Source organism: Mesorhizobium sp. B2-4-13 (assembly GCF_006658535.1).
Classification (GTDB): Bacteria; Pseudomonadota; Alphaproteobacteria; order Rhizobiales; family Rhizobiaceae; genus Mesorhizobium; species Mesorhizobium australicum.
The window spans coordinates 1-14694 of record NZ_VFVB01000004.1; the positions used below are offsets into that span (position 1 = coordinate 1).

A 14694-nucleotide genomic window follows, 5' to 3' on the forward strand; every position below is an offset into this window, starting at 1 on the left:
GTGAGTAGTGAGTAGTGAGTAGTGAGTAGTGAGTAGTGAGTAGTGAGTAGTGAGTAGTGAGTAGTGAGTAGTGAGTAGTGAGTACAGCCTAGTCCTCACTGACTACTGACTACTCACTATTTACTACTCACTATTCCACTACTCCGGCTTTCGCAGCAAATACGTATCCATGATCCAGCCTTTCTTCCGGCGGGCTTCGTCGCGGCGCTTTTCGATCTCGGCGCCGACATCGCCAAGGCGGCCGGAGATGATGATCTCGTCGGGCGTGCCTAGGTAGGCGCCCCATTGGATGAAAAGGTCCTGGTCAGCCAGCGTGTTGAAGGCGCATTTGCCGTCGAGCATGACGACGGCGCTGCCGGCATTGTCCGGCATGCCTTCCTCGGTCAGGCGGCGGCCGGTGGTGATCAGCACGGGATCGCCGATGCGGTTCAGCGCCGTTTTGTGGCTGGCTGCCAGCGCCTGGACGGCCGTTATACCGGGGATGACTTCCAGGTCGAATGCAACATTGCCCCTCAGGCGCACGCGCTCGAGGATGCGCAGAGCGCTGTCATAGAGCGAAGGATCGCCCCAAATCAGGAAGGCGCCGCAGCCATCACCGGAGATCTCGTCGCGGATCAGTGCCTCGTAGATGGCGGCGATGGCTTCATGCCAGTCGTCGACGGTCGAACGATAGGAAGAGGTTGGTTCGGCACGCACCGGCACGTCGAACTCGACCCGGCGTGAGGCCGGGTTGGTGACGAAGCGGTCGCAGATGCCGCGCCGCAGGTTGGCAAGGTCGGTCTTGTCGGTGCCCTTGTCGGGAATAAACAGGACGTCCGCCCTGTTCAGGCCTGCTATGGCCTGGACAGTCATGTGGTCGGGATTGCCGGCGCCGATGCCGATGACGAGAAGCTTGCGCATGGCGCGAACTCCTGCCCCATCGGAACCTGTTAGTCCAGACCGCCTGCGTGTCCAGACCGCCTGCGTGTCCAGACCGGTCACGCACGCCCAGCAAGCGGAAGGGCTTTGAAACGCCGCATTGAAACGGCTAGGGTCATTCAGGCATTCCAGCCGAGGGGGCTTCGATGTTGCGATCTGTTCTGGCTTTAGCGTTGGCGCTTTCGGCGGCGCCTGCAATGGCCAATGATTCGGTTGCCGAGCTTGGCACCGGCGGCCTGATCCTGTCGCGCAGCGATGCCGTGGCGATGCAAAGCGAGGATCTTTTCATCTCGCCCGAGAAGGTGACGGTGGACTACATCTTCCACAACAACACCGACAGGGATGTCGACGCGATCGTCGCCTTCCCGATGCCCGACATTTCGGGCGATCCCGAAGAGATGCCGGCGATCCCGGAAAACCAGAGCGATAATTTCCTCGGCTTCGAGGTGACGATCGACGGCGTCGCGGCCAAGCCCCAACTCGAGCAGAAGGTGCTCGCGCTCGGCATCGACATCGGCGCCGACCTCAAGGCGCAAAACGTGCCCTTCAACCCGTTCGGCGGCGCGGCCAAGGCGGCGCTGGCGAAGCTGCCGCAAGGGGTGGCTGACGACTGGGTCAACCGCGGCATCATCATCGGGGATTCCACAGCCGACAGTGGCCAAAAACCGGTCTATTCGCCGTTCTGGCAATTGCGCTCGACCTATTGGTGGCGCGCGGCCTTTCCGGCCAACAAGGACGTTCACGTCTCGCACCGCTACAAGCCCAGCGTGGGCGGCACATCCTCGGTCAGTTTCTTCAATGAAGGCCAGTTCCAGAACTCATACGCGTCCTACAAGAGCCGCTACTGCATGGACGACACATTCGAGAATGCGGTGCGCAAGGCGGCGAAGGACAATCCGGACGGCTACCCCAAATTCTACGAAAGCCGCATCGCCTATATCCTGACCACCGGCGGCAACTGGGCTGCGGGCACCATCGGCAAGTTCAAGCTGACCGTCGACAAGGGCAATCCGAAAGCCCTGGTTTCGTTCTGCGGCGACAACGTCAAAAAGGTCGGGCCGACGCGTTTCGAGATGAAGGCGAACGATTTCTATCCCGAGCACGACATCGACATCCTCCTGCTCGTCCCGTCGGACAGCAATGGCGGGGACGCAAACTGATGCATGTCGCCATCTATGTCGCCATTGCCGAGAACGGCGTGATCGGGCGGGACGGCGGGTTGCCCTGGCGGCTCTCCACCGACCTCAAGCGGTTCAAGGCCGACACGATGGGCAAGCCCATCATCATGGGCCGCAAGACCTATGAAGGCATCGGCCGGCCGCTGCCGGGCAGGCTGAACATCGTCGTCACCCGCGACAAGGCCTGGCGTGCCGAGGGCGTCGAGGTGGCGCATACGCTCGAAGCCGCGATCCAGCGGGCAACCATGCGCGGACGCCGCATGACGGGCGTCGACGAGGTCTGCATCATCGGCGGCGGCGAAATCTATGCCCAGGCGCTGCCGCTGGCCGAGCGCCTGCACGTGACCCATGTGCTGGCCGCCGTCGATGGCGACGCGCATTTCCCGCCGATCGACCCTGATGCATGGCAAGTGGTCAGTTCGCGGGAGATTGCGTCAGGAGAAAAGGACAGCCATGCGACGCGCTATACGGTTTATGAGCGCCGCCGCGAGATAGTTCGAAGATAAAGGACGACAAAGGGTCGCTACCGGCCCAAAACGGATGAAGTCGGCGGCGCATCGCGTTGAAAGCGCGCCGTGGCGTCCCTATAGAAGAACGACACTGGATTTGCGCCGTAACCGCGGTGCTTGAGGGAATTCCAAGCGAAAGGACATTCATGCCCTGGAACGACAAAGGTGGCGGAGGCGGCGGCCCGTGGGGTGGCGGCGGTAACAATCAGGGACCCTGGGGGCAGGGACCGAAGGGGCCAAGCGGCCCGCAGGGGTCGCCTCCCGACCTCGAGGACATCATTCGCCGTGGCCAGGATCGGCTGCGGCGCGCGCTGCCCGGCGGCGGTGGCGCCAGTCCGGCGGTGTTCGGCCTGATTGCCGCGGTGCTGGTCGTTCTGTGGGCCTTCCAGGCGGTCTATACCGTGCAGCCCGACGAGGTCGCGGTCGAACTGCGCTTCGGCAAGCCGAAGGCCGAGCTTTCCCAGCCAGGCCTGCATTTCCACTGGTGGCCCCTCGAGACCGTCGAGACGGCCAAGATTTCAGAGCAGCTCGTCGACATTGGCGGCGGCAACACCAGCGGCAACGGGCTGATGCTCTCGGGCGACCAGAACATCGTCAATGTGCAGTTCTCCGTGGCCTACCAGGTCTCCGATCCCCGCGCTTACCTGTTCGACGTCTCCGACCCGGACGGCATGCTGCGGCAGGTTGCCGAGAGCGCCATGCGCGAAGCCGTCGGCCGCCGGCCGGCGCAGGACATTTTCCGCGACGATCGCCAGGGCATCGCGGCCTCGGTGCGCGAGATCATCCAGACGACGCTGGACGGCTACAAGGCCGGTCTCAACGTCAACGCCGTCTCCATCGAGGATGCGGCACCGCCACGCGAGGTGGCAGATGCGTTCGACGAGGTGCAGCGCGCCGAGCAGGACGAGGACAAGTTCGTCGAGCAGGCCAATCAGTATTCCAACCAGAAACTCGGCCAGGCACGCGGCGAGGCAGCCCAGGTCCGCGAAGACGCGGCCGCCTACAAAAACCGTGTGGTGCAGGAAGCCGAAGGTGAGGCGCAGCGCTTCATCTCGGTCTACGACGAATATGCCAAAGCCCCCGATGTCACGCGCAAGCGCCTTTATCTGGAAACCATGGAGAGGGTTCTGAAGGACTCGAGCAAGGTCATCGTCGAGCAGGGCAACGGACAGGGTGTCGTGCCTTATCTGCCGCTGCCCGCATTGCAGCCGAAACCGCCAGCACCGGCCGCGCCCGCCGCGAACACGGGAGGTACCAAGTGATGGCCAACCGTCTTCCCATCGTCGTCGCCGTGGCGGCGGTCGTCCTGTTCCTGATCTATTCCTCGGTCTTCGTGGTCAATGCGCGCCAGCAGGCGCTGGTGCTCCGCTTCGGTGAGATCGTCGACGTCAAGAGCGAGCCCGGCATCTACTTCAAGGCGCCGTTCTCGTTCTTCGACGCCGATACGGTGCAACTGATCGAAAACAGGGTGCTGCGCTTCGACCTCGACAACATCCGCGTCCAGGTCTCCGGCGGCAAGTTCTATGAGGTCGATGCCTTCATCGCCTATCGCATCTCGGATCCGCGCGTCTTCCGGGCCGCCGTGTCCGGTCAGATCGAACTGGCCGAAGCGCGGCTCAGGACGCGTCTCGACGCTGCCCTGCGCCGCGTCTACGGTCTGCGCGATTTCGAGGCCGCGCTTTCCGAAGAGCGTGCCGTGATGATGCGCGAAGTGCGCGATCAGCTCAGGCCCGACGCCACGTCGCTCGGCTTGCAGATCGAGGATGTTCGCATCCGCCGCACCGACCTGACGGCCGAAGTTTCACAGCAGACCTACGACCGCATGAAGGCGGAACGCCTGGCGGAGGCTGCGCGGCTGCGGGCACGCGGCAACGAAGCGGCACAGCGCATCACGGCGCGCGCCGATCGTGAAGTGGTCGAGATCGTTGCCGAAGCGCAGAAGGAGTCCGAGATCCTGCGCGGTGAGGGCGAGGCGCAGCGCAGCGCCACCTTCGCCGATGCCTACAAGCGCGATCCCGCCTTCTTCGACTTCTACCGGTCGATGAATGCCTATGGCACCGCGCTGGACAACACCGGGACGACCATGGTGCTGTCGCCGAGTTCGGAGTTCTTCCGCTACTTCCGCGATCCCGACGGCAAGGAAGGACCGGCGAAACCGACGGCGCCGGCTGCGGCACCTGCCGCGCCGACGACACAACCCAGCACCGGCCAGTAACGGCCGGTGCAGGATTTCTTCGCGGCGATAGGCCTGGTCCTCGTCATAGAGGGCCTGGTCTATGGCGGCTTTCCCCGCCTTGCGAAGAAGCTCGCGGGCGAAGTGCTGTCGATGCCGGAGAATGCGTTGCGGATCGGCGGGCTGGCGGCGATCGCCATTGGTGTTGGCGTCGTCTGGCTGGTGCGGGGCGTGTAGAGGCGGCGGTTTGCGGAATAACGCTCGATTTACACTCCACCGATAGTCATAGCCCCAAACGTGCCGTATTTCTTGCCATCATGGCGCGACACGACGTTTTCGTCGAAGCGCTTTTCTCTTTTAGAAATGCCGGGAGGCTTCTCGATGACATCCAACACCCTTTTGGACGCCGCTCGACGGACATTGGTCGCCGGCGCGGCAGCGCTGGTCCTGGGCGCCGTCGCCGTTCCGTCCTTCGTGACCCCGACATTCGCCGCCGACGGACCGGCCTCGGTCGCCGACCTGGCGCAAGGCGTACTTGGCGCGGTGGTCAACATCTCGACCTCGCAGACGGTGAAGGGCACGGAAGGGCCGGGCGCGGTGCCGATGCCGCAACTGCCCGAAGGCTCGCCGTTCCAGGATTTCTTCGACGATTTCTTCAAGAACCGCGGTGGCGAAAAGGATGGCGGCTCACAGAAGGTGCAGTCGCTCGGTTCGGGTTTCGTCATCGACGCCGAACAAGGCATCGTCGTCACCAACAACCACGTGATCGCCGATGCCGACGACATCGAGGTCAATTTCTCCGATGGCGTGACCTTGAAGGCGACGCTGGTCGGCACCGACACCAAGACCGACGTCGCGGTGCTGAAGGTCGATCCGAAAGGCCACAAGCTGACAGCGGTGAAATTCGGCGATTCCACCAAGATGCGCGTCGGCGACTGGGTGATGGCGGTCGGCAATCCGTTCGGCCTCGGCGGCACGGTCACGGTCGGCATCGTCTCGGCACGCAACCGCGACATCAATTCAGGCCCCTATGACGACTTCATCCAGACCGACGCGGCGATCAACCGCGGCAATTCCGGCGGACCGCTGTTCAACAGCGCCGGCGAGGTCATCGGCATGAACACGGCGATCATTTCGCCGTCCGGCGGCTCGATCGGCATCGGCTTCTCCATTCCCTCGCAGCTCGCCTCTGGCGTCGTCGAGCAGTTGCGCCAATATGGCGAGACGCGGCGCGGCTGGCTCGGCGTGCGCATCCAGCCGGTGACGGACGACATCGCGGAAAGCCTCGGCATGGCGACCGCCAAGGGCGCGCTGGTGGCCGGCGTCATCAAGGGCGGACCAGTCGACAACGGCACCATCCAGGCCGGCGACGTCATCATCAAGTTCGACGGCAAGGACATCCATGAAATGCGCGACCTGCCGCGCGTCGTCGCCGAAAGCCCGGTGGGCAAGGCCGTCGACGTGCTGATCGTGCGCAAGGGTGTCGAGCAGACGGTGAAGGTGACGCTCGGCCGGCTCGAGGATGGCGAGAAGCTGGCCAGCGGCGAGAATGGCAATACCGACCAGGACAAGGGCGCTGACAAGGCTCCGGCCGTCTCGACCGCCTCGGTGCTTGGCATGACGGTCGGTGAACTCAACGACGAGACGCGCAAGAAGTTCAGCATCGCCGGCGATGTCTCCGGCGTCGTCATCACCGACGTGGCCAAGGACTCCGCCGCCGCGGAACGCGGTATCCAGCCTGGCGAGGTGATCACCGAGATCGCGCAGGAGTCGGTCGCCACGCCCAAGGACGTCATGGACCGGATCGGCGCGCTGAAGGAGCAGGGCCGCAAGAACGCGCTCTTGATGCTGGCGTCGAAGACCGGTGAGTTGCGCTTCGTTACGATCCGGATGGATTGATCCAGTACGCCGGCAGAAATCTGATTTTGATGGAAGGGCGGTTAGAGAGCCGCCCTTTTTCTTGCCTGCCAGTCCTCGCGCGACAGCCGGTAGAGCACATGCCGCTTGAGCGCGGGATGGCTGTCCGGAATGCTGGGGTGGTCGAAATCGCTCGATGGGTCGGCGGTCATGCCGAGGCGTTTCATAACGGCGGTCGAGCGGTGGTTTTCCGCCACGGCGAAGGAAACGATCTCGTCGACGGCCAGTGTCTCGAAGCCGTAGGCCAGCCATGCCTCCGAGGCCTCGGTGACATAGCCCTTGCCCCAGAATTCGGGAGCCAACCGCCAGCCGATCTCGATTGTGTCGGCCGGCAGCGATGGCACATCATCGGTCGCGAGGAGGCCGACGAAACCGATGCATTCGCCGGTCGCGGCAATCTCGGCCGCGGCGAAGCCGTAGCCGTCCTCATCGACCCAGGCGCGGAACTCATCCATCTTGGCGTCGGCGGCGGCACGGTCGCGGCGAAACGGGAAGAACTCCATCACGCGATCATCGGAATTGATGCGATGGAACAATTCGCGGTCGCGATCCTCCCAATTGCGCAGGATCAGGCGTTCGGTACGGATTGGCTTCATTGGACGAATTCTTCCTGCCGGTAGCCCTGCAGATAGAGCAGCGCAGTGAGGTCGGCATGGTCGATCCGGACTTTTGCCTGCGCCGCGACGGAAGGCTTGGCATGCAGCGCGACACCGGTTCCGGCCAGGCGGATCATGTCGAGATCGTTGGCGCCGTCGCCGACGGCGATGGCATCGGCCGGCGTCAGGCCAAGACGGGCACAGATTTCGAGCAGCGCCTCGGCCTTGGCGGCGCGGCCGAGGATCGGCTCGCCGACCAGCCCGGTGAAGCGTCCGTCTTGGTCGAGAAGGCGGTTGGCGCGGTCTTCCTGAAAGCCAAGCATCGCAGCGATGCGCGTGGTGAAAACCTCGAACCCACCCGAGACGAGCGCCGTCCAGGCGCCGTTGGCGCGCATGGTCTGGACCAGCGCGCGGCCGCCCGAGGCCAAGGTCAGCCGATTGGCGACGATATGGTCGACGACGGCGGCATCGAGCCCCTTGAGGAGCGCCACGCGCTCGCGCAGCGCCGGCTCGAAGGCGATCTCGCCGTTCATCGACCGTGCGGTGATCGCCGCGACATGATCCTTGACGCCGATCTCGTCGGCCAGCTCGTCGATGCACTCCTGGTCGATCATGGTCGAATCCATGTCGGCGAGAAGGATTTTCTTGCGGCGTGTTTCAGCCTGCTGGACGATCACGTCGACGGGCTCAGCGGCCAGTGCGGTACGAAGGCTCGCGGTCGTTTCATCAGCCTGCGCCGCTGGCGGCAGGGCAATGTCACAGGCAATGCCTTCGGCCAGCCATACGACAGCGCTTGCGCCCACCGACCGTGAGGCCATATTCGCAAGCGATGGCGACAGAGCGCGATCGGCGGGACGGGAAACAAGCGTGGCAATGAGCGGCATCGAGAATTCCGGCACGGATGCGGACGAAGGCCGCGTGAAGAACGCGATCCTGATAGCCGGGCCGACCGCCAGCGGCAAGTCGGCGCTGGCGCTTGAACTGGCCGAACGCACAGGCGGCGTCATCGTCAACACCGATTCCATGCAGGGCTATGCGGTTCTCGACGTGCTGACGGCCCGGCCGCAGGCGGCCGAACTCGCACGAGCGCCGCATTTTCTCTATGGGCATGTCCATCCCGGCACCGCCTACTCGACCGGCGCCTGGCTGCGCGACGTTATGAAACTCATTGATGACGGGACGCTCTCGCGGCGGCCAATCTTCGTCGGTGGCACTGGCCTGTACTTTCGTGCGCTGGCGGAAGGGATTTCGGAAATGCCTGATATTCCACAACGGATACGCGACCGCTGGCGCTACGAATTGAAGGAGCAAGGCGCGGTCAAGCTGCATGCCTTGCTGCTGCGCGAGGATTCGAGCGTCGCCATGCAGTTGAAGCCAACCGACAGCCAGCGCATCGTGCGGGCGCTCGAGGTGCTCGACGCCTCCGGCCGGTCGATCCTGGACTGGCAGGCAGAGCGCGGCCTGCCGCTCATCGACAGGCCGAGCGCGCATTTCCTGGTCGTCGAGCCGGATCGGGCAGCATTGGTTGACCGCATCGAAAGGCGTTTCGACCAGATGCTGGACAAGGGCGCGCTGGAGGAAGTCAAGCAGCTTGCGGCCCTTCGTCTGGATCCAGACCTGCCGGCGATGAAGGCGATCGGGGTTCGCGAGCTCCAGGCCGCGATCTCAGGGCAGTCGAGCTTTCCCGAGGCGATCGAGCGCGCCAAGATCGCGACAAGGCAATATGCCAAGCGGCAAGCCACCTGGTTTCGCCATCAGCTGGGGCCGGAATGGCAGAGACTTCGCCCCGGTGACGATCTCGAAACCACGATCCAAACACTTGTTGCTAATGCAACTTAAAAAGTTGCCCCTGAGGGAAGGGTTCTCGCCGAAGTTGTCGGAATTAACGCTCCGTAAGTCGGTCCCTGCGATAAGGTCATGGGGTATTTTTCCATCGGGGAGCAGATGCGTTTCCACAAAGCGGAATCCGCTTTTTTCGTCTTTATCTTCGTGATCCTGGCTGCTGGCCTGGTGACCCTGCACGCCTATGGGCAACTGCAATCCTTCGCCACTGAACTCCATACGGCCTCCGGCCTGGACAAGGTCATCTACCTCAACAAGCTCCTGTTCGCGACTGGCGTACTGCTCGCCACCGCGCTGTTTTTCGGCATCTTCTTCATCTATCCGCTGATCCGCAAGCAGGCGACCGAAGAGGGCAAGTTGCGCGCCATGACGGTGTCGCTCAGCGCCCGCTCCGAAACGCTCGAGCATGCCGCCCTGACCGACGGCCTGACCGGCATGCAGAACCGGCGCTATTTCGACGACGCGCTGAAGGAATATCTCGAGGAGTTCCGGCGCATCGAAAAACCGGTCGGGCTGATGATCCTCGATCTCGACCATTTCAAGCAGGTCAACGACACGCACGGCCACGATGTCGGCGACGAGGTGCTCAAGGCTGTCGCCAGATGCCTCAAGGACATGACACGTTTCCACGATGTGGTGGCGCGCCTGGGTGGTGAGGAGTTCGCCGTGGTCACGCCCAACATGGAGGCGGCCCTTCTGGCCAAATTCGCTGAGCGCATCCGCAAGGCGATCGCCAACATGTCGATCCTCTCCGGCAACAATGTCCGGCTCAAGATCACCACCAGCGTCGGGCTTGCCGTCTGGGATCGCAAGGAAACGGCGGAGGAATTCTATCGCCGCGCCGACCGCCAGCTCTACGAAGCCAAAAGGCAAGGCCGCAACCGCGTCTGCGCCTAAGATCCCATCACTGAATTCGTGATGCTGGCCGCTTGATGCCGGCTTCTGCGCTTCCGGCCTTCGCCGGCCGAAGCACTTATGAGACGTTGCGCTTTAAGGCTGCGGCCGGCGAAGGCCGGTGCTACGGACCAAAACACCAATCGGCTCAGCCTGACCAACTCCCTGACGGGCTTCGCCCAAGCTTTCCGACGAAGACGGGATAGGCCGCTTGCACGGATTCTCAGGACTATTCATGGAGGCGTGACGCTCAGCTCAATCGTTCTGCGGGCGCAGGCCGAAGGTGGCGGGTTTGAGGCCGTAGCGTGTGTCGAAATCTTCGTCCGACTGCACGCGCGCCGCCGCCGGCGCTTTGCGGTAGTCGGGGTCGCCGGCCTGCCGGCCGGAATCGACCACCTCGGCGAAAGCCATCGCCTGGCTCTGCGGTTTCGGCACGTTACGCAGCCGCTCCACGATCGCCACCAGGTCGACCTCGCCGGCCTTGGACGTCACGTCTTCCTCGCGCTTGGCCGTGCCCGGAAGCAGGTGAGCGGGCAGTCTTTCGAATTTCAGCCGCATGGTCGTCGCCACGCCTTCGCCGAAGGCGATCGCTTCGCGCTGGCCCATGGAGGACAGGAAAGCGAGCGTGGAGGCAGAAGAGTCGGCGATTGCCGAGCGGATGATCGCCTGGTCCTGCTCGTTGGCGAGCCGCATGGCGAAGAAGGTCGAGCACTGCGAGAGAATAGTCGGGTCCAGCTCGCCGGGGCGCTGGGTGACGACGCCGAGATAGCAGCCATATTTGCGGCCTTCCTTGGCGATGCGCGACAGCGCGTGCCGGGTCGGCGCGAAGCCGAGACGCGCATCGGCGGGCATGTAGCGGTGTGCTTCCTCGCATAGGAACAACAGCTGCAGCTTGCCTTCGCTCCACAGAGCAAGGTCGAAGGCCAGACGCGCCAGCACCGAGCAGACGGAATTGACCACTTCCGACGGCATGCCGGCCATCTCGAAGCAGGTCACCGGACGGCCATGATGCGGCACGCGGAAGATGTTGCCGATCGTTTCGTGGATGGTGTCCTCGATCAGGCGCGAATTGAACATGAAGCGGTAGCGCGGATCGGCCGCCGCCGATTCGATGCGTGTCTTCAGCGATTTGAGGGTTGGACGATCGGTCTTGCTTTCGAGCATGCCCATGCGCTCGTCGATCTGCTTGAGCAGGTCGGCGATGCGGTAGGGCACCGGCGTATCGGCGGTCAGCGCATCGCTGCCGCGCCTGAGATAGGCGCCTGAACCGGGGTTGCGATAGAGATTCTTGGCGAGCGGAATGAGGTCACGAAGGGCATCGATCTCTTCCGGCACCGTTTCGCGTCCGCGAAACAGCACTTCGGCGAATTCCTCCAGCGTGAACATCCAGAACGGCAGGTCGAGCGTCTTGGAATCGACCCTGACGCAATATTCTGGCAGCGAAGCCGCGAACTCGTTGTGCGGATCGAGGATCAGGATGCGCAGGTCCGGTCGCGCCGCGATCGACTTGCGCAGCAGCAGCGACACCGCTGTCGACTTGCCGACGCCGGTCGTGCCGACAATGGCGAAGTGGCGCGCCAGCGTGTCATCGATGGCGATGTTGGCGGCGATCGCCTCGTCCTGCGCCAGCGAGCCGATGGTGATGGAATGGCGGCCGGCCAGGTCATAGACCGCCTGCAGGTCGCGGGTGCGGATGCGGTGCGCGACGGCGCCGATATGCGGATAGATGGTGATGCCGCGGTCGAAGATCGGCCTGGCCCCGGGTTCGGCGCCGTCACGGACTTCGCCGATCAGCTCGATGCTGACCTCGATGGCGTTCTTGCCGTCACTGTTCCAGGCCAGATCCGACTTGCCGATCGCGTAGACCAGGCCGACGGTTCGCGTCGTGCCAAGATTGATCGAGATCATCTTGCCGACCGTCCACAGGCCGGTGATCGCGCCGTCGGCGTCGTCGGCATAGGCGCTGATGGTGGCGCGCGCACCGTCGCATTGCACGACATTGCCCAGGATGCGCTTGTCGTTCTGGTCGGCTGTGCGGCGTTCCTGCGATGTCGGTTCTCCGACCGAAGCTTCGCGTTCGACATACATGGACAGGCCAATCCCCATTTCCCTTGAGGCCGTACCCTACAGGAACGGGGTTAAGGTCGGATGAGGTCGGATGGTGTAGAGAGGATTAAGGTCCTGGTGAAAATTGCTTTGAAATGGCTCTTCACGCACTTGTTGGTTTCGTTATAATGGACGAATGGATGATATAGCGAACGACATTTCCTCGACCATCGGCAGGCGTATCCATACCGAAAGGACCATGCGGGACTGGTCGCTGGCCGAGCTCGCCGAACAATCCGGTGTTTCCAAGGCAATGCTGAGCACGATCGAGCGTGGCATGACCAGCCCGACGGCGGCACTTCTGGTACGCATAGCGGCTGCCTTCGGCATGACGCTCTCGACCCTCATCGCACGGGCGGAATTGCAGGGTGGCGGGCTGCTGCGCGCAGCCGTCCAGCCAGTGTGGCGCGACCCCGACACAGGCTATGTCAGGCGGCATTTGTCGCCGGCCTGCGACATGCCGCTCGAACTGATCAAGGTCCATCTTCCGGCGGGCGCGAAGGTCAGCTTGCCGGCGGCTTCCTACGCCTTCATCAAGCAGCAGGTCTGGCTGATCTCGGGAAAACTCGAATTCACCGAGGGTGACCAGGTGCACAGGCTCGAACCGGGCGACTGCCTGGCGCTCGGAGCGCCGTCGGATTGCACCTTTCATGCGCTGGAGCCGGGCGCCGATTATCTCGTCGCCCTGGTCAGGAGCTGACGTCATGGCACGACGGCCAAAGCGCTCCCACAATGGGGGGCCGCCTCTTGACGACTACAAGGGGCCGCCATGGGGCAAGGGCGATCCATACATCTTCCTGGCCTGGCAGGCCGCGCACGCCAATGCATGGAAGGCGCCGAGCCGCGAAGTCATGCTGATGCGGATGGACAAGGCCGAACGGCTGGGCCTGACTTATGAGGAGTACACGCTCGAGATCCTGGAGCGCGGTCGGCATCTCAAGGAAGAAGACACCGAACGCATCGGCGCCATCAAGGCCGCGCGCAAGCGCCGGCGTGTCCGCCATCTCGACTGAAGCGGCGCTGTCGACCGTCAATCGTTTCCAGAGGACCAGGTATGAACGTCATAGAAATCGGGCCGTTGACCGCAAGCCGGGAAACACTCGCACAACTGACCGATCTGCTGGTCGAAACGGTTGCCGCCGGCGGATCGGTCAGCTTCATGCATCCGCTGGCGTTGGATGTCGCCAGCGCGTTCTGGGAGACGTCGCTGGCCGCGGCGGCACGAGGGCAAAGAGTGGTGCTTGGGGCATGGGACGGCGGCGCTCTGGTCGGCACCGTCACCCTGCTGCTCGACTGTCCCCCCAATCAGCCGCATCGGGCCGAGATCGCCAAGCTGATGACATCGGTCGCGCAGCGGGGCAGGGGTGTCGGGACGCGCCTGATGCGAGCCGCCGAACGCCTCGCGGCGGAGAAGGGACGCACGCTGCTGGTTCTGGATACGGCGAGCGAAGAGGGTGCTTCGGGACTTTATGAGAAGCTCGGCTTCACCTTGGCCGGCGAAGTTCCGGACTATGCGCTGAAGCCACATGGCGGGCTGACGGGCACGCTGATCTACTGGAAGCGCATCGGCCCAGTGTCGCGGTAACGCCAGTCAACTCATGCCTTCCCGGTGAGACGCTTCAGCAGCCAATGGCTGAAATCCTGCTCGGCGCTGGTCAGGTGCGCGGTCGACGGCCTGGTCAGGAAATGCCCTGACGTGCTGGGGAGCTCAAAATCGGAAAGCCGGACCAGCGCTCCGCCGTCGAGCGCCGCGTCGATTAGGGGCCGCGAGCCAAGGAGGACGCCGGCACCGGCGCTCGCCGCATGCATGGCGGCGACGAAACTGTCGAAGCGATGCGAGCGCCGGGGATGGCCGGCCAATCCGGCCGCCGCGAACCATTCCGCCCACATCTCGCGCGCGCCGGCCACCAGAAGCAGCGGCAGCGACGTCCATTCGGCGGCACTGGCCAAGGCCGGGCTTGCCACCGGCACAAGCCGCTCGGCGGTCAACCTCTCGGCCTCGCGTCCGGGAAAGGATCCGTTGCCGAAACGGATGTCGAGCGCCGAGCCTGGCAAATCGTAGTCGGTCGGGCGATGGATCGTCACCAGATCAAGCTGGATGCGCGGCAGCGCCTCGGCGAGGTCGGGCAGCGCCGGAACCAGCGCCAGCAGCGCAAACGAGATCGGCACCCGGAGCGAGACGGTCTGGACGGCGCGCGGTTCGAACAGTTCCGTGGTGCTGCTGCCAATGGTGGCGAAGGCCGACTGGATGTGGGGCAGGTAGGCGGCACCTTCCGGCGACAGCGCGACCCCACGCGCCAGCCGCGAGAACAGACGCGTCTTCAGCCTTTCCTCGAGCAGCCGGATGTGCTGACTGACGGCCGCCTGGGTCAGGCCGAGTTCGGCTGCCGCCGCGGTGAAGTTCGACAGCCGTGCCGCAGCCTCGAAACTGCGCAGCCAGTCGAGTGGAGGGAGGGTAGGGACGGTTCGCCGAGCCATCATCAAATCGATGCCATTGACCAAAAAATGATAATTGGAATTATGCCTTTTGGGAGGTCAACATGCAATCCAAACCACGGCAC

General features: G+C 63.7%; 16 protein-coding genes. 11 read left to right on the forward strand and 5 right to left on the reverse strand.

What is annotated here, in order from left to right:
* Window positions 1–138 precede the first annotated feature (138 nt).
* Window positions 139–900: a precorrin-6A synthase (deacetylating) gene (cobF, locus tag FJ936_RS11905; protein WP_140794160.1), complete on the reverse strand. Its 762-nt coding sequence runs from the start codon at window positions 898–900 to the stop codon at window positions 139–141.
* 164 nt (window positions 901–1064) lie between these two features.
* Here cobF and FJ936_RS11910 point away from each other — a divergent pair, with 164 nt between their 5' ends.
* The 6 genes from FJ936_RS11910 (at window position 1065) to FJ936_RS11935 (ending at window position 6677) form a co-directional block, all read left to right on the forward strand.
* The gene (locus FJ936_RS11910; RefSeq protein WP_140794162.1) at window positions 1065–2078 is read left to right on the forward strand and encodes a DUF4424 domain-containing protein; all 1014 of its coding nucleotides are present in this window, start codon (window positions 1065–1067) and stop codon (window positions 2076–2078) included.
* Entirely contained in the window at window positions 2078–2602 is a 525-nt protein-coding gene (locus FJ936_RS11915) for a dihydrofolate reductase (RefSeq protein ID WP_140794164.1), read from the forward strand. The genes FJ936_RS11910 and FJ936_RS11915 overlap by 1 nt, the downstream gene beginning before the upstream one ends.
* 149 nt (window positions 2603–2751) lie before the next feature.
* The gene (gene hflK / locus FJ936_RS11920) at window positions 2752–3867 is read left to right on the forward strand and encodes an FtsH protease activity modulator HflK (RefSeq protein WP_140660953.1); all 1116 of its coding nucleotides are present in this window, start codon (window positions 2752–2754) and stop codon (window positions 3865–3867) included.
* Window positions 3867–4820 carry a protease modulator HflC gene (locus tag FJ936_RS11925; protein WP_140615721.1) on the forward strand — a complete coding sequence of 318 codons (954 nt, stop codon included), beginning with the start codon at window positions 3867–3869 and terminating at the stop codon, window positions 4818–4820. Before hflK ends, FJ936_RS11925 begins: the two co-directional genes overlap by 1 nt.
* Window positions 4821–4826: 6 nt before the next feature.
* Window positions 4827–5015 carry a DUF2065 domain-containing protein gene (locus FJ936_RS11930; protein WP_015317277.1) on the forward strand — a complete coding sequence of 63 codons (189 nt, stop codon included), beginning with the start codon at window positions 4827–4829 and terminating at the stop codon, window positions 5013–5015.
* A gap of 144 nt (window positions 5016–5159) precedes the next feature.
* Complete coding sequence (locus FJ936_RS11935; protein ID WP_140788782.1) at window positions 5160–6677, forward strand: DegQ family serine endoprotease; 1518 nt, start codon at window positions 5160–5162, stop codon at window positions 6675–6677.
* Between the two features lie 41 nt (window positions 6678–6718).
* On the opposite strand, the gene FJ936_RS11940 is transcribed toward FJ936_RS11935, so the two are convergent.
* Window positions 6719–7291, reverse strand: coding sequence for a GNAT family N-acetyltransferase (locus tag FJ936_RS11940; protein WP_140714668.1), 573 nt, complete (start codon window positions 7289–7291; stop codon window positions 6719–6721).
* Window positions 7288–8175, reverse strand: a complete 888-nt coding sequence (gene serB, locus FJ936_RS11945; RefSeq protein ID WP_015317280.1) for a phosphoserine phosphatase SerB — start codon at window positions 8173–8175, stop codon at window positions 7288–7290. The genes FJ936_RS11940 and serB overlap by 4 nt, the downstream gene beginning before the upstream one ends.
* Between serB and miaA the strand changes: the two genes are divergently transcribed.
* Window positions 8165–9130, forward strand: a complete 966-nt coding sequence (miaA, locus tag FJ936_RS11950; RefSeq protein WP_140788793.1) for a tRNA (adenosine(37)-N6)-dimethylallyltransferase MiaA — start codon at window positions 8165–8167, stop codon at window positions 9128–9130. The two genes, serB and miaA, sit on opposite strands and share 11 nt — an antisense overlap.
* Window positions 9131–9235: 105 nt before the next feature.
* A complete protein-coding gene (locus FJ936_RS11955; RefSeq protein WP_041163809.1) occupies window positions 9236–10030 on the forward strand; it encodes a GGDEF domain-containing protein in 795 nt (264 codons plus the stop codon).
* A 252-nt stretch (window positions 10031–10282) separates the two neighbouring features.
* Here FJ936_RS11955 and FJ936_RS11960 read toward each other — a convergent pair whose 3' ends face one another.
* Window positions 10283–12115, reverse strand: coding sequence for an ATP-binding protein (locus FJ936_RS11960; RefSeq protein ID WP_140615730.1), 1833 nt, complete (start codon window positions 12113–12115; stop codon window positions 10283–10285).
* 154 nt (window positions 12116–12269) lie between these two features.
* On the opposite strand from FJ936_RS11960, the gene FJ936_RS11965 reads away from it, so the two are divergent.
* Genes FJ936_RS11965 through FJ936_RS11975 form a run of 3 tightly spaced genes read left to right on the forward strand, consistent with a single transcriptional unit; the run spans window position 12270 to window position 13718 of the window.
* Window positions 12270–12833 carry an XRE family transcriptional regulator gene (locus tag FJ936_RS11965; protein ID WP_140788780.1) on the forward strand — a complete coding sequence of 188 codons (564 nt, stop codon included), beginning with the start codon at window positions 12270–12272 and terminating at the stop codon, window positions 12831–12833.
* Window positions 12834–12837: 4 nt separating this feature from the next.
* Window positions 12838–13146 carry a hypothetical protein gene (locus FJ936_RS11970; protein WP_015317285.1) on the forward strand — a complete coding sequence of 103 codons (309 nt, stop codon included), beginning with the start codon at window positions 12838–12840 and terminating at the stop codon, window positions 13144–13146.
* A gap of 41 nt (window positions 13147–13187) precedes the next feature.
* On the forward strand, window positions 13188–13718 hold the full coding sequence (locus FJ936_RS11975) for a GNAT family N-acetyltransferase (RefSeq protein WP_140788778.1): 531 nt from the start codon (window positions 13188–13190) through the stop codon (window positions 13716–13718).
* Window positions 13719–13729: 11 nt separating this feature from the next.
* On the opposite strand, the gene FJ936_RS11980 is transcribed toward FJ936_RS11975, so the two are convergent.
* A complete protein-coding gene (locus tag FJ936_RS11980) occupies window positions 13730–14611 on the reverse strand; it encodes a LysR substrate-binding domain-containing protein (protein ID WP_140788776.1) in 882 nt (293 codons plus the stop codon).
* Window positions 14612–14694: the final 83 nt, after the last annotated feature.